The 14,492-nt window shown below is 72.0% G+C and carries 10 protein-coding genes; 9 read left to right on the top strand and 1 reads right to left on the bottom strand.

The annotated features are described in order from the left end of the window. Positions 1-9 precede the first annotated feature (9 nt). The 8 genes from ACZ4RZ_RS02875 to pstB all read left to right on the top strand — a co-directional run bounded on the left by ACZ4RZ_RS02875 (position 10) and on the right by pstB (position 12,484). Entirely contained in the window at positions 10-1,161 is a 1,152-nt protein-coding gene (locus tag ACZ4RZ_RS02875; RefSeq protein WP_467741370.1) for a hypothetical protein, read from the top strand. 261 nt (positions 1,162-1,422) lie between these two features. Next, positions 1,423-2,487, top strand: a complete 1,065-nt coding sequence (pstC, locus tag ACZ4RZ_RS02870; RefSeq protein ID WP_467741368.1) for a phosphate ABC transporter permease subunit PstC — start codon at positions 1,423-1,425, stop codon at positions 2,485-2,487. A 1-nt stretch (position 2,488) separates the two neighbouring features. Beyond that, positions 2,489-3,772, top strand: a complete 1,284-nt coding sequence (pstA, locus tag ACZ4RZ_RS02865) for a phosphate ABC transporter permease PstA (RefSeq protein ID WP_467741366.1) — start codon at positions 2,489-2,491, stop codon at positions 3,770-3,772. Then, positions 3,772-5,565, top strand: coding sequence for a substrate-binding domain-containing protein (locus tag ACZ4RZ_RS02860; RefSeq protein WP_467741364.1), 1,794 nt, complete (start codon positions 3,772-3,774; stop codon positions 5,563-5,565). The genes pstA and ACZ4RZ_RS02860 overlap by 1 nt, the downstream gene beginning before the upstream one ends. A gap of 59 nt (positions 5,566-5,624) precedes the next feature. After that, on the top strand, positions 5,625-8,306 hold the full coding sequence (locus ACZ4RZ_RS02855) for a hypothetical protein (protein ID WP_467741362.1): 2,682 nt from the start codon (positions 5,625-5,627) through the stop codon (positions 8,304-8,306). Between the two features lie 157 nt (positions 8,307-8,463). Further along, entirely contained in the window at positions 8,464-10,458 is a 1,995-nt protein-coding gene (locus tag ACZ4RZ_RS02850) for an Ig-like domain repeat protein (RefSeq protein ID WP_467741360.1), read from the top strand. A 90-nt stretch (positions 10,459-10,548) separates the two neighbouring features. Continuing rightward, positions 10,549-11,457: a sortase gene (locus tag ACZ4RZ_RS02845; protein WP_467741358.1), complete on the top strand. Its 909-nt coding sequence runs from the start codon at positions 10,549-10,551 to the stop codon at positions 11,455-11,457. Positions 11,458-11,719: 262 nt separating this feature from the next. Beyond that, entirely contained in the window at positions 11,720-12,484 is a 765-nt protein-coding gene (gene pstB, locus ACZ4RZ_RS02840; protein WP_467741947.1) for a phosphate ABC transporter ATP-binding protein PstB, read from the top strand. Between the two features lie 42 nt (positions 12,485-12,526). Here pstB and ACZ4RZ_RS02835 read toward each other — a convergent pair whose 3' ends face one another. Beyond that, entirely contained in the window at positions 12,527-12,772 is a 246-nt protein-coding gene (locus ACZ4RZ_RS02835) for a hypothetical protein (protein ID WP_467741356.1), read from the bottom strand. Positions 12,773-13,164: 392 nt separating this feature from the next. Between ACZ4RZ_RS02835 and ACZ4RZ_RS02830 the strand changes: the two genes are divergently transcribed. Next, entirely contained in the window at positions 13,165-14,385 is a 1,221-nt protein-coding gene (locus ACZ4RZ_RS02830; protein WP_467741354.1) for a M20 family metallopeptidase, read from the top strand. Positions 14,386-14,492 lie beyond the last annotated feature (107 nt).

Genomic DNA, 14,492 nt, shown 5'->3' with positions numbered 1-14,492 from the left:
CGTACGACGATGAGCCCCCGCGCCGGTTCCGCCGGCTCCCGCACTCTCGCCTTCGTCGAGAGTCCGGTACAGCTCCTGAACGTGCTGGAGTGGGCGCACGCGCATGCCCACAGCACCACGGCGCCCGGCGCGGGGCCCTCCGAGGCGGCCGGGCCGGTGTCCGGCGCGGGGGCCTCCGGGACGGCCGAGCCGGTGTCCGGCGCGGGACTCACACTCGTCGTCCTGTCTCCCAACGACCCGATGACCCGCGGTCAGCTGCGCCGCATGGCGGAACTGGCCCGCGACGAGGGCCACGAGGTCCGCTGGGAGGAGGCGCGCGGCGGCACCACGGCCCCCTTCCACACCATCGGCGGCCTGGCCCCGCTGCTCCGCAAAGCCAAGCGCATCGTCATGGGAGACCCCTTCTCCCGTTACGTACAGCTGTTGCTGACGATCACCCGCGCCCGCGACCTGGTCGTGGTCGACGACGGCACGGCGACGATGGAGTTCGTCGCCCAACTCGCCCGCGGCGAGCGCCTGGTGCGCTGGCACCGGCGCGGTGGCCGCCCGGGCGCCCGCGACGTGATCTTCGCCCCGGTGTCGGCCTCGGCGCGCCGCCGGCTGACCCCGAACGACCGCCGTACGGTCGAGGTCTTCTCCTCCATGCCGATCGACTCGGCACCGGACGGCGTCCGCATCACCGCCAACGACTTCTCCTGGACCCGTGCCCGCTTCGGCCCGCCCCGCATCACCAAGGGCGCGGACCTGGTCGGCACGTCGCTCGTGGAGACGGGAGTGGTGGACCCGGACCGCTACCTGGCGGCGGTCAAGAGCCTCGCGGGGGCGCACGGCGCGACCCGCTACTTCGCCCATCGCCGTGAGAGCACCGACAAGCTGCACCGGCTGGCCGCCGAGACGGGCCTCGAAATCGTCCGCCCCGACCTGCCGCTCGAACTGATCGCCCGCCGCGGCCCCATCGGCCGTACGATCCTGAGCTTCCCGTCGACGGTTGTCCACACCCTCCCACTGGCCCTGGTCGGCACCGAGGTCCGCGTCGCCGTCTGCGACATCGATCCGACCTGGCTGACGGAGAACGCGTCACCCAGGGCGCAGGGGTTCCTGTCCGGGGTCACGGGGACGGCCCGGGACGTACACCGCCTGTCGGCGGTCTCGGTGGTCTAGAAGCAGCCACGCGCGGTTGTGTCCTGCAGAGCCCGGCGGAGTCCGCCGGGCTCTTCGCGTCCCCCCGGTTACCCGGGCCGCACGCATCGGTCAAAGCATCTACGCGCATCCTCCACACCTGTCGCACCGAACAGACATGTGCTGTTCGTCAGTTCGCCAGAGTTCACGCGTTGGACCGACATGATCCAGCCATTGAATCTCCCCGCGCGGTGCCATCAGGCCGCCGCGCACTGATTCCGTTCCCGGAATGGGGGGACCGCAGTGGCGTCCGCGCAAGAGGAGTCCGACAGACCGGAGTCCGACAGACCGGGGACCGGTACAGCGGTCGCCGACCGGCCGGAGTCCGAAAGACCCGTTCCCCGGCGGCTGAACTCGGCCCGAGGGCTCGGTGACCGGATCTTCCGGTACCAGTTGACGGCCACCGGTGTCGCCGTCCTCGCCATCATGGCGGGGGTCGGGCTCTTCCTGCTCCTGAGGGCCGGTCAGGCGCTGCGCGCCAGGGGCTTCGCCTTCCTCACCACCGCCGAATGGCAGCCGGACGTCCACAACTTCGGCATCGCGGCCGTCATGACCGGCACCGTTCTGATCGCCCTCGTCGCGGTGTCGATCTCCATGCCGCTGGCCGTCGGAACCGCCCTGTTCATCACCGACGTGGCTCCACCCAAACTGCGCCGCACCCTGGTGACGATGGTCGACCTGATGGCGGCCGTCCCCTCCGTGGTGTACGGGCTGTGGGGCCTGTTCTTCTTCCAGCAGCATGTGATCGGCCTGTCGCGCTGGCTGTCCACCTGGTTCGGCTGGATCCCCCTGTTCACCGTGGACGGCGCCCAGCCGGGCGAGCCGCTGGCCTCCGAGAGCGTCTACACGGCTTCCACCTTCGTCGCCGGAATCGTCGTCGCCCTGATGGTGGCGCCGATCCAGTGCTCGGTCATGCGCGAGGTCTTCTCGCAGGCCCCGGCCGGCGAACGCGAGGGCGCCTACGCGCTCGGCGCGACCCGCTGGGGAATGATCCGCGCGGTCGTCCTGCCGTACGGCAAGGGCGGCATCATCGGCGGCACGATGCTGGGGCTCGGCCGGGCGCTCGGCGAGACGATCGCGGTCTACCTGATCATCTCGCCGGTCTTCACCATCCAGCCGCACATCCTGCAGACCGGCTCGAACTCGGTCTCCTCGCTGATCGCCCTGCACTACGGCGACGCCTCGCCCTTCGGCATGTCGGCGCTGATGGCGGCGGGTCTGGCGCTGTTCCTGCTCACCCTGGCGGTCAACTTCACGGCCTCCTCCGTGGTGGCCCGCTCCCGGTCCGGCGCAGAGAGCGAGGCATGAGATGACTGCCGTAACCGTCGTAGAACAAACCCCCGCCCCGGCCGCCCCGGCAACCGAGGCCCTCGCACCGGAGCCCGCACTGCCGCCCGACCGGCCGCGCCGCATCGGCGGAGTCAGCCGCTCCGGGGTGCTGTCCCTGTGCGGCGCCGCCGCCTCCGGATTCTGTGTCACGGTGCTGCTGTTCGGCCAACTCGCGCCGTTCTCCGGCGGGTTGGGGTTCACAGTCACCGCCTATCTCGCCTTCCTGGCGATCTACGCGGTGCTCATCGGCCTGGAGGAGGACGGCCAGGCCGTCCGCGACCGGGTGATGACGGTCGTGCTGTGGACGGCGGCCACCCTGCTGTTCTCGGCGCTCTTCCTCGTCGTCGGCTTCACGGCCTGGCGCGGCCGGGAGGCGCTGCCGCACGGCAACTTCTTCACCCAGGACATGCAGGCCTCGGGCCCGCTCGACCCGCTCACCCACGGCGGCATCGCCCACGCGATGCTCGGCACCCTCATCATGATCGCCATCGCGCTGGCGATCACGGTTCCGCTGGGCCTCGCCTGTGCCGTCTACCTGAACCAGATCCCGGGCCGCTTCTCCCGGTTCGTGCGCACCATCGTCGAGGCGATGACCGCGCTGCCGTCGATCGTCGCCGGTCTGATGGTGTACGCCACCTGGATCCTCGGCCTCGGCATGCAGAAGTCGGGCCTCGCGGCCGGCTTCGCGATCAGCGTGATGATGCTCCCGATCGTCATCCGCGCCTCCGACGTGGTGCTGCGGCTGGTGCCGGGCACGCTCACCGAGGCGGCGGAGGCGCTCGGTGCGCCGCGCTGGCGCACGGTGTGGCACGTCGTCCTGCCCACCGCACGCTCCGGCCTCGCCACGGCCGTCATCCTCGGCACCGCGCGCGGCATCGGCGAGACCTCGCCCGTGCTGCTCACCGCCGGCTTCACGGCGGCGCTCAACGCCGACCCGACGAGCGGGCCGATGGTGTCGCTGCCGCTCGCCGTCTTCAATTTCGTCAAGTCGCCGGAACCCACGATGATCGCCCGCGGTTTCGGCGCGGCGGCCGTCCTGATGGCCCTGGTCCTGGTGCTGTTCGTGATCGCCCGGGTGATCGGTGGCCGCGGCCCCGGCCACCAGACCAAGCGCCAGGCGCGCCGTACCGCCCGCGCCTCGCGGCGCGACGTGGAGCGCTTCGACGCACTGCACGCTCCCGGGCTGTCCCTGTTCGAGCGCCCAGAGCTGTCGCACCCCGCTGGAACCGTCCCGTCCGTCCCCGCCACCGGAGAGAACGACTGATGCGCAGCCACCTCCTTTCCGCCCTTGGACGCCTGCGGGCCCTTGGCGCCCTCGGCGTGCTGTTCGGCGTGATCGCCGGGCTGCTGGCCGGTCCCGCGGCGGCGCCGGCCGCCGCCGAGAGCTACACGCCGATCGCCGGTGCCGGTTCGACCTGGGCGGAGAACGCCGTCGACGAGTGGCGCCGCGCGGTCAACCAGTACGGCATGCGGATCAGCTACGCCGGCACCGGATCCTCCGACGGCCGCCGTCAATTCCTCAGCGGAACGGTCGACTTCGCGGTCTCGGACATTCCATTCCAGACCCACCCGACCGACGGCTCGGCCGCCGAACGGCCCGCGTCCGGGTCGTACGCCTACATGCCGATCGTGGCGGGCGGCACCGTCTTCATGTACCACCTGACGGTCAACGGCAAGCGGGTCACCAACCTGCGGCTCTCCGGGGACGTGGTCACCAAGATCTTCACCGGTGTGATCAAGGCCTGGGACGACCCGGTGATCAAGGCCGACAACCCCGGACTGCAGCTCCCGCACCGCACGATCGTCCCCGTCGTCCGCTCCGACGGCTCGGGCTCCACCGCCCAGTTCACGATGTGGATGGCCAACCAGCACAAGTCGCTGTGGCAGGCCTACTGCCGCAAGGTCGGCCGCTCCGGAGCCTGCGGGCAGACCTCGTACTACCCGACCGTGTCCGGCATGATCGCCCAGTCCGGCGACCTCGGGGTGGCGGGTTACGTCGCCCAGAACTACGGCGAGGGCGCCATCGGGTACGTCAACTACTCGTACGCGCTCAACGCCCACTATCCGGTCGCCAAGGTCCTCAACCACTCGGGCTACTACACCGAGCCGACCCCGCAGAACGTCGCGGTCTCGCTGCTCAAGGCGAGGATCAACACCGACAAGAACTCCGCGGACTACCTCACCCAGAACCTCGACGGCGTCTACAACGACACCGACAGGCGCAACTACCCGCTCTCCAGCTACTCGTACATGATCCTGCCCCTGAAGGTGCAGGGCACCTTCACCAAGGCCAAGGGCAAGACGCTCGGCGCGTTCTCGTACTACTTCATGTGCCAGGGACAGCAGCAGGCGCCCTCGCTCGGCTATTCGCCGCTGCCGATCAACCTGGTGAAGGCGGGCTTCGAGCAGATCCGCCGGATCCCGGGCGTGCAGGCCCAGAGCATCAACATCAAGGGCTGCAACAACCCGACCTTCTCCTCCGACGGGCGCAACAAGCTCGCCGAGACCGCGCCCTACCCGGCGGCCTGCGACAAGAAGGGCGCCCCGCCCTGCACCACGGGCAGCGGCGGCGCCAAGGCGGGCGGCGGCTCCGGGGGTTCGGGGTCCACGGGCGGCACGAGCGGCGGTACGACGGGCGGCTCGGCGAACGGCGGTACGACGACCGGCGGGAGTTCGGGGGCCGGGGGTGCCGCGGGAGGTGGCGGCACCGGCGGCAGCGCCGAGCCCGTCATCGACCCGGACACCGGGCAGACCCTGTCGCCCGGCTCCACCGGCGGCTCCGGTGCCGGCTCGACGAGCGGCGGCAGCGGTGGCGGCGGCGCGGACGGCACGGTCGCTCTCGCCCAGCCGGTCGCGGTGGCCGGCAGCCACGGCTGGACCAGCACACAGACGCTGATGCTGCTCGCCGTGTTCATGGTGCTCGGGCTCGTGCTGCTGCCGGCCACGGTCTCCCGGGCGATGGCCGGGCGCGGCGGCCGCAACGACGGCAACGGCACTGGCAACGGAAACGGCACCGGTAACGGCAACACGGGTGTCACGGACGGAGGTTCGCGATGAACCGCCGAGCAACGACGGGCGAGTCGAACCGCCCGGGGAGCCGGGGGAGCAGGGGCGCCATGAACCGCGTACGACGTCTGCTGCTGCGGATCGTCGCCGGAGCCGCCGTGGGCGCCCTCGCGGGCCTCGGCGTCGCCCAGGCAGCCGGGCCCGCGACCGCCGCGAGCGGCTCGGACGCCACCCGCTCCGCCGTCACCGTCGCCGGACGCGGCGAGTTCAAGGACATGAAGTTCACGGTCGGCCAGACCACCCACCTCACCAGCCAGGCGGTCACGGTCTCCTGGTCCGGCGGCACCCCGACCACGTTCGCCGGCACGTGGTTCAACACCGACTTCGTGCAGATCATGCAGTGCTGGGGCGACGACGACGGCACTGTGCCGTCGAACCCGGGCCCCTCGCGCACCCAGTGCCAGTACGGCGCCTCCCCGACCACCGACCGGGGCAGCTGGCCGGGCAACGACTACGACGACACCCGCAAGATCTTCTACAGCGCCGATCCCACCAACTACGGCCAGGACGACCGGTACGGGGCGGCCAACCCCAATGCCCCCGGCGAGGTGCCCTTCAAGTCCGTCGACGGCACGGTGATCACCTCCGGCACCCAGAACAACCCGTTCTTCAACCGCAACACCACCAACGAGGTCGACTTCGCCCGCACCGGCGCCGACGGCACCGGCAAGGAGTTCTTCGAGGTACAGACCGCCAACGAGGCCCCGCACCTGGGCTGCGGCATCCCGGTCACGCAGAACGGCGCCACCGCGCCCCGCTCCTGCTGGCTGGTGATCGTCCCGCAGGGCCACCTCGACCTGGACGGCAGGCCGTACGCGGACACCAGCCAGGTCAACGCGGGCTCCCCGGTCTCCTCCACCAACTGGAAGAACCGCATCGCCGTCAAGCTCGACTTCAACCCGGTCGGCACCAGCTGTGCCCTCGGCGCCGACGAGCGCGCCACCACCGGCAGCGAACTCGCCGCCGACGCCATGACCAGCTGGCAGGCAGCCCTGTGCCCGACCGGCACGGTGTACGGCTACACCGAGCTCGGCGAGCCCGACACCCGGGCCCGGCTCACCAACGACGGCTCCTCCGGGCTCGCCTTCACCACCCGGGCGCTCGGGGCCGACACGGGCACGACGGCGCCCTCCGACACGACGGTGTACGCGCCGGTCGCGCTCTCCGGAACCGTCATCGGCTTCACCGTCGAACGCAGACCCAGGGCCGGCGCCCCCGACTCGGTGCGCAAACTCGCCGGAACCAAGGTCGAGTCCATCGACCTCACCCCGCGCCTGGCCGCCAAGCTGCTCACGGAGTCGTACCGGAACTCACCCTGGGGAGCCGTGCTCGGCGACCAGGCCGCCACCGGCTACGGCTGGGCGAAGAGCAACCCGGCGGGCCTGGCGAGCGACCCCGAATTCATCGCGCTCAACCCGGAGTTCGCCGATCTGTCGGTCTCCGAGACGCCGGCCACCGACACCGACCTGATCACCTCGCTCGGCCACAGCGACTCGGCCCGCGCGCTGTGGCAGTGGATCCTCGCCGACAAGGAGGCCCGCGGCTTCCTCGCCGGTGCCTCCGACGACTGGGGCATGCGCGTCAACCCGTACTACAGCACCAACGCGGACCTGAACCCGACCGGCGCCCCCTTCGACCCCGCCACCGCCGACGACTACCCCAAGAGCGACCCCTGGTGCACGATCCCGCCGGGCACCGACGCCACCGTCAAGCAGTGCATGACCGACTTCCACCCCTACGTGGAGGACATGCACTCCGGGGCCCTGCACACCCGGCGCGCCGACACCCTGTGGAAGTCCAGCTGGGACGCGCTCGCCAACCCGCCCGCCTTCAAGAGTCCCGGTCCGCAGACGGTCGGCTCCCGGTTCGTGATCACGGTGACCGACGCCGCCTCCGCCGAGCGGTACGGCCTGCAGACCGCCCGGCTGCGCAACACCGCCGGAAAGTTCGTGGCACCGAGCACGGCGTCGCTGACCGCGGCCGCCGCGAGCGCCACCGGCTCCGGCGCCCCCGAGATCACCCCGGCCAAGGCCACCGCGAACGGCGCCTACCCGCTCGCCCAGCTGGTCTACGCCGCCGTACGCCCGGCCAAGATCGACAAGGCGGCCCGCAAGGACTACGCCGCGCTGCTGCGGTACACGGCCGGTGCCGGGCAGACCAGCGGCGCCGACCCGGGCCTCCTCCCGGCCGGCTACGCGCCGCTGTCCACGGGCCTGCGCAGCAAGGCGACCGACGCCGCCGACGACCTCGTCCACTACAGCGGGCCCGCCCCCTCTTCCTCAGCCGGCGGCAGCTCGGACGGCGGATCGACCGGCGGCTCCGCGGGGGGCAGTGGCGGCAGCGACTCCCTCGGCTCCGGCGGCGGATCGGGCGGCAGTGTCTCCGGTGGTTCCGGCGGCGCCACCGATGGCGCCACGGGCGGCGACAGCGGCGCGACGCCGAGCGCCGACGCGAGCCCGACGCCGAGCGACAAGCCCTCCTACGACGGCGGCAAGGCCGTACAGACCACCGCGCTGGGCACCACACCCGACGACCCGGCCAACTCCCTGCGGTACGCGGTCCCAGTCGGCGCCGCGCTCGGTTCCATGGCCGGCATCGGGGCGCCGTTCGCGGGCGGCAGCAGGCTGCGGCTGCCCCTGCGGATCCCGCTGCCCGACGGCCGCGGTCTGACCATCCCCGCGCTCACTCTGCCGGAACGGCTGCGCAGGCTGCTGCCACCCCGCCGGGGCTGAGCCCCCGGAGCGCGCGCCCCGCCGGGCCGGCGCTCCCCACAGACGGCCGCCCGCCCCGAAAGGCAGTCGGGGCGGACGGCCCGTACCACCCTGCCAGATCCACCCGACGTCACGTCATCCACCCGACATCACGTCGCACACCCTCTGGAGACTCTCAATGCGCAGAACGCGCTGCACCGCGGCGATGGTCGCCGCCGCCGTGGTGTCCGGCACGCTGGCTCTGGCGAGCCCGGCGTCCGCCGACCCCACCCCCGCCGGGACCTTCCGCAAGCTCGTCGGCGTGGGCTCCGACACCACCCAGGACGTGCTCAACGCCCTCGCCGGCGACACCGTCAACGGGCAGAGCTACGCCGGCACCGCCGTGAAGTCGGCGACCGGTGCGGGCGTCGCCTCCTACGACGCGATCGAGCCCGGCACCGGCTCCACCACCTCGAACATCCAGACCCGCACGGGCGGCCCGTCCTTCCAGCGCCCCAACGGCTCCGGCAAGGGCCGCCTCGCCCTGAGCATGGCGCTGACCGGCGACAAGTTCCCCGACAGCTCCGGCGTCTCCATCAAGGGCCAGGTCGACTTCGCCCGCTCCTCCAGCGGCCCGAGCACCTCCGGCACAGCCTTCACCTACATTCCCTTCGCGCGTGACGCGGTCGGCGTGGCGGTCCGCGGCTCGGCGCTGAACACGCTGACGGTCGACCAGCTGCACGACATCTACTCGGGCTCGCTGACCGTGGTGAACGGCCAGACCGTGCACCCGAAGATCCCGCAGAGCGGCTCCGGCACCCGCAAGTTCTTCCTCGGCGCGATCGGCCTCACCGACGCCACGCTCTCCCCGAACGTCCCGACCGTCCAGGAGAACCAGGGCAACGGCGCCCTCGACGAGGACGGCGCGCTCGTCCCGTTCTCCGTGGGCAGCTGGATCGCCCAGAACAACGGCATCTCCCCGGACTTCAGCACCACGGCGGCCGCCGCCGGCGCCCACCTGGCCGCCGTACAGCTGCCCGGAGACAACGGCGCCACCACCCCGGTCGCCACCGTGAACGGCAAGCTCGCCCCGGTCGGCGCCTACTACGAGAACGCCACCTTCGGCCGCGACGTCTACAACGTCGTCCCGACCCGGGCGATCGACCCGACCAGCATCTTCTTCGACAAGGACCTCTACGACGTCTTCGTCACCAGCGGCACCCACGAGGCGGCCCTCGCCTCCGAGGGCGCCGAGGGCGTCATCGGCAAGTTCGGCTTCGTGAACGAGTCGTACAACGGCTCGGTCAACCCGGCCAAGCACGCCAAGCTCGGCGGCCTGGAGGAGTCGGGCGTCGACACCTCGACGCCGGCGGCACCCGTCCTGAAGGCCACCCGCGGCGACGCGAGCGTCAAGCTCAACTGGACCGCCCCCGCCGCCACCGGCCTCCCGGTCACCGACTACCGCGTGACGCTGATGCGTTCGGACGGCTCCGTCGCGGCCACCAAGGACGTCTCGGCCGGCACCACGTCGTACACCTTCAGCGGTCTGGCCCTCGGCACCTACACGGCCACCGTCAGCGCCGCCAACCTCAACGGCAGCGGCGCCGCCGCCTCCTGGACCGGCATCATCAAGTACACCACCGCGACGAAGGCCACCGTCGCGACGACCGCGTACGGCAAGACCCCGAAGGTCTCCGTCACGGTCAGCGACACGCACGGCGTCGTCCCGACCGGCACGGTCACCGTGAAGGAGGGCACCACCACCCTGGGCACGGGCACCCTGGACAGCACCGGCAAGGTCACCGTCAGCCTGTCCAGCCACCTCAAGGTCGCCACGCACGCCCTCACGGTGTCGTACGGGGGCAACGGCAAGCTCCTCACGTCCCACACGAGCGTCAGCCTGACGATCACCAAGGCGACGCCGACCGTCACCGTCACCGCGCCGACCTCGATCAGCCACACCAGCCAGGCCAAGGTCACCATCAAGGTCTCCGCGACCGGCACCACGCCGACCGGCACGGTCCGCATCTACGAGGGCTCCGTCGTGCGCGCCTCCGGCACGCTGAGCGGCGGCGTGCTGACCCTCACGCTGCCCAAGTTGAGCGTCGGCACGCACACCATGCACGCGTGGTACATGGGCTCCTCGACGGTGAACTCGAAGAACAGCGCGAACTTCACCATCAAGTCCACCTGAGGTGTGACGAGTTGACCTCCTGCCGGGGCGGCCGCCACCGCCCCGGCAGGACCCCCTTTCGGTATCCATGAGTGAAGGAGACGTGCCGTCGTGACGGTCGCCGTACAGGCCACGCTCGCAACCCCCGCGTCACGGCCGCGCGTTCCGGGCGTCACCGCCGTCCGGCATCTCGCCCGGGGCGGCCTGCTCACCCTGGCCGCCCTGCTGCTCGGCCTCACCGCACAGCTGCTGTTCCTCAGCGGTCTGCAGGAACGGGCCGCCCAGCACGCCGCGTTCGACGAACTGCGCGCCCAACTCGCCCTGGGCACCGCCCCGGTGGCCCAGACCGACCAGCAGGGCGATCTGCTCGCGCCCGGCACCCCGGTCGCGCTCATCGACATCCCCGCCGTCCATGTGCGCCAGGTCGTCCTGGAGGGCACCGACTCCTCCGTCCTCACCGACGGCCCCGGCCACCGCCGGGACACCCCGCTGCCCGGCCAGGCCGGCACCAGCGTGCTGCTGGGCCGCGCCGCCGCGTACGGCCATCCGTTCGGGCGCCTCGACGAGCTCGCCGCGGGCGACACGTTCACCGTGACCACCGGCCAGGGCAAGGCGAAATACCAGGTCATCGGCGTACGACGGGCCGGTGACCCGGCGCCCGCCATGGTGACCGCCGGCAAGGGCCGGCTGGTCCTGGTCACGGCCACCGGGCCGAGCTTCATGCCCGGCGGTGTGCTGCGTGTCGACGCCGACCTGGTCTCCGCTCCCGCCCAGACCCCCGCCGCCGTCATTCGCTCCGGCACGCTCCCGGAGTCCGAGCAGCCGCTGGCGCGCCCCTCCGGTGTGCCGTGGCCGCTGGTCATGTGGCTCCAGGCGCTGCTGGCCGTCGCGGTCGCCGCGGTGTGGGCCTGGCACCGCTGGGGCCGCCACCAGACCTGGATCGTGTTCGCCCCCGTCGTCGCGGCCCTGGGCCTTCAGGTCGCCACCCGCGCCACCGAACTCCTGCCCAACGTGATGTGACCGCCGGCCGGCGCTCTGATCGGAGCACCGGCCGGGGCCCTGCTCCAGACCCGCCGCCCCCCCCGCTGAGACCCGACCCCGCCAAGAGGTGCCCGACGTGACCGATGCGACCGCCGCCACGCGTGACAGCGCCGCGACCGAGACCGCCCCGACGACCGACACCGCCGTCGTCCGCACGGGGACCGCCCTGGCCGACACCGTCGTCCTGCCGCCCGTCACGGCCGGTGCGCCCACCGCGTCCGGCCCGACCGCCCCCGCGACGCTGGAAGCGCGCGCCGTCTCGGCGTGGTTCGGCAGCCACCAGGTGCTGGAGCGCGTCTCCCTCACCATGCCCGCCGGGCAGGTCACCGCCCTGATCGGCCCCTCCGGGTGCGGCAAGTCGACCTTCTTGCGCACGCTCAACCGCATGCACGAGCTGATCCCCTCGGCCGCGCTCGCGGGCGAGGTGCTCTTCGAGGGCGAGGACATCTACGCTCCCCAGCGCCGCCTGACCGACGCCCGGCGCCGGATCGGCATGGTCTTCCAGAAGCCCAACCCGTTCCCCGCCATGTCGATCTACGACAACGTGGTGGCGGGCCTGCGCCTGACCGGCACGCGCGTGAGCCGCCGCGAGAAGGACGAGCTGGTCGAGGAGAGCCTGACCCGGGCCGGCCTGTGGAAGGAGGTGCGGGACCGGCTGCGGCAGCCCGGCGGCGCGCTCTCCGGCGGCCAGCAGCAGCGTCTGTGCATCGCCCGCGCGCTCGCCGTACGCCCCCGGGTGCTGCTCATGGACGAGCCCTGCTCGGCACTCGACCCCACGTCCACCCGCCGGGTCGAGGAGACCATCCACGAACTCGCCGGCCAGGTGACCGTCGTGATCGTCACCCACAACATGCAGCAGGCGGCCCGCGTCTCCGAGCAGTGCGCGTTCTTCCTCGCCGAGCAGGGCACCCCCGGCGGCATCGTCGAGCACGGTCCCACGGAGCACATCTTCGGCACCCCCGAGGACCAGCGCACGGCGGACTACGTGGCGGGCCGCTTCGGCTGAGCACCGGGTGGACGGCGACGCCGGACACCGCCGCCGGTCCGACTACGGCTCGTCCGGCCGCGGCTCATCCGTCGTCCGCCAGGTGAAGCCCGCCAAGCCGTCGACACCGGCCGGTGTCGAGCTCCCGCCCGGCACCGCGCCGGGCGACACGTCACCCGGCCGGGCTCCGGACGCACGCCGGCGCAGCGGCCACACCGCCGCCGCCGGCGCCCAGCCCGCGAGGATCATCACCACAAGCCCGCCGAGCGCCGGCACCGCTGTACCGACCAGCCCGAACCGCGCAAGCATCCAGGGGATCTGGTCCTCGCCGCATCCGCGCCCGCAGGCTGCCCGGCGCCGGCCCGGTGTGCACGGTCCGTGTCGAAAGCGCCGCGTGGTGGTGACGCTTCCGGAATCCGCGGAGCGAGATCTGTGGGACTGTGGGGTACGGGAATGGGCTCGGGCACTCCGGGTGTTTCCCGAAGGGAGTCCGTGGGTAACCCCCGGCGGATTCGGATCATGGGATGCCCGACCGGGCTGGTTCAAGATCCAATAGCCCGGAAGCCGGGCGAGTGTACCCGTCCCCGCAGAAACCTATGCGCCGTGCGGCCAGATTTTCTTCCCCTAACGGGTTGAACTTTTGTTGATCGTGGGTCAGTTGGCCGCCCGATCGCCTTACCCTTCAGAGGGTGAACCAACCGATGTCCCGAGAGTCCGAGGCCGATCTCCCCGGGGAACCGCAGCTCCCCGGCGCGCTGCCCGAGGCACTGCGCGCCGAACTCGTCGCGTTCCGCCGCGACTTGCACATGCACCCGGAGCTCGGCAACCAGGAGTTCCGCACCACGGCGGCGCTGAAGGCCCGCCTGGAGCAGGCGGGCCTGAAGCCGCGCGTCCTCGACACCGGGACCGGCCTCATCTGTGACATCGGTTACTGGGACGGCGTACGGCCCATGCTCGCGCTGCGCGCCGACATCGACGCGCTGCCCATTCCGGACACGAAGACCGAGTGCGCGTACCGGTCGACCGTGCCCGACCGCGCTCACGCCTGCGGTCACGACGTGCACACCACGGTCGTCCTCGGCGCCGGGCTCGTCCTCGCCGAGCTGCACCGCGAGGGGCGACTGCCCCGGCCGGTGCGGCTGATCTTCCAGCCCGCGGAGGAGGTGCTGCCCGGTGGCGCCCCGGACGCGATCGAGTCGGGCGTACTCGACGGCGTCGGGCAGATCATCGGCGTGCACTGCGACCCGAGAGTGGACGCGGGGCGCATCGGTCTGCGGCACGGCGCCATCACCTCGGCCTGCGACCGGCTCGAAGTCTCGCTCGACGGCGCGGGCGGTCATACTGCGCGCCCCCACCTCACCACCGACCTCGTCACCGCCGCCGCCCGCGTCGTGACCGACGTACCGGCTCTCGTCGCCCGGCGGGTCGACGCCCGCAGCGGCTTCGCCGTGACCTGGGGACGGATCGAGTCCGGCCACGCCTGCAATGTCATCCCGCAGCACGCCGAACTCTCCGGGACCGTGCGCTGCCTGGATCTCGACGCCTGGCGGGCCGCGCCCGACCTGGTGCACGCGGCCATCGACGAGATCGCGAACCTGTACCGCGCCAAGTCCGAGATCAACTACATCCGGGGCGTCCCGCCGGTCGTCAACGACCCGGCCGTCACGGAACTCCTCCGCGACGCCATGACCGCCCGGCGCGGGGCGCACTCCATCGAGGACACCGAACAGAGCCTCGGCGGCGAGGACTTCTCCTGGTACCTGGAGCATGTGCCCGGCGCGATGGCCCGCCTCGGCGTCCGTACGCCGGGCGACCGCACCGCGCGTGACCTGCACCGGGGCGACTTCGACGCGGACGAGTCGGCCATCACGGTCGGAGTTGAGCTGTTCACGGCGGCGGCGCTGCTGGATTCCGGGGCGTGAGGAAGACGGGCGCGGCCGGCGACTCCGGTCGCGCCCCCAACCCCTGCGCAGTAGCGTGGGGCGCAGCCATCCGCGGCCACTCGCTTCGTCACGCAGGCTGTTGCTTC

It is taken from the genome of Streptomyces sp. NPDC027189 (genome assembly GCF_055566975.1).
This window is presented reverse-complemented; position numbering and strand designations above follow the sequence as displayed.

Bases quoted from the DNA above. Each gene is read 5' to 3' on its own strand.
- ACZ4RZ_RS02875 (WP_467741370.1), top strand. From the start codon at position 10: ATGAGCCCCCGCGCCGGTTCCGCCGGCTCCCGCACTCTCGCCTTCGTC.
- pstA (WP_467741366.1), top strand. From the start codon at position 2,489: ATGACTGCCGTAACCGTCGTAGAACAAACCCCCGCCCCGGCCGCCCCG.
- ACZ4RZ_RS02860 (WP_467741364.1), top strand. From the start codon at position 3,772: ATGCGCAGCCACCTCCTTTCCGCCCTTGGACGCCTGCGGGCCCTTGGC.
- ACZ4RZ_RS02855 (WP_467741362.1), top strand. From the start codon at position 5,625: ATGAACCGCGTACGACGTCTGCTGCTGCGGATCGTCGCCGGAGCCGCC.
- ACZ4RZ_RS02850 (WP_467741360.1), top strand. From the start codon at position 8,464: ATGCGCAGAACGCGCTGCACCGCGGCGATGGTCGCCGCCGCCGTGGTG.
- ACZ4RZ_RS02835 (WP_467741356.1), bottom strand. From the start codon at position 12,772: ATGCTTGCGCGGTTCGGGCTGGTCGGTACAGCGGTGCCGGCGCTCGGC.
- ACZ4RZ_RS02830 (WP_467741354.1), top strand. From the start codon at position 13,165: ATGTCCCGAGAGTCCGAGGCCGATCTCCCCGGGGAACCGCAGCTCCCC.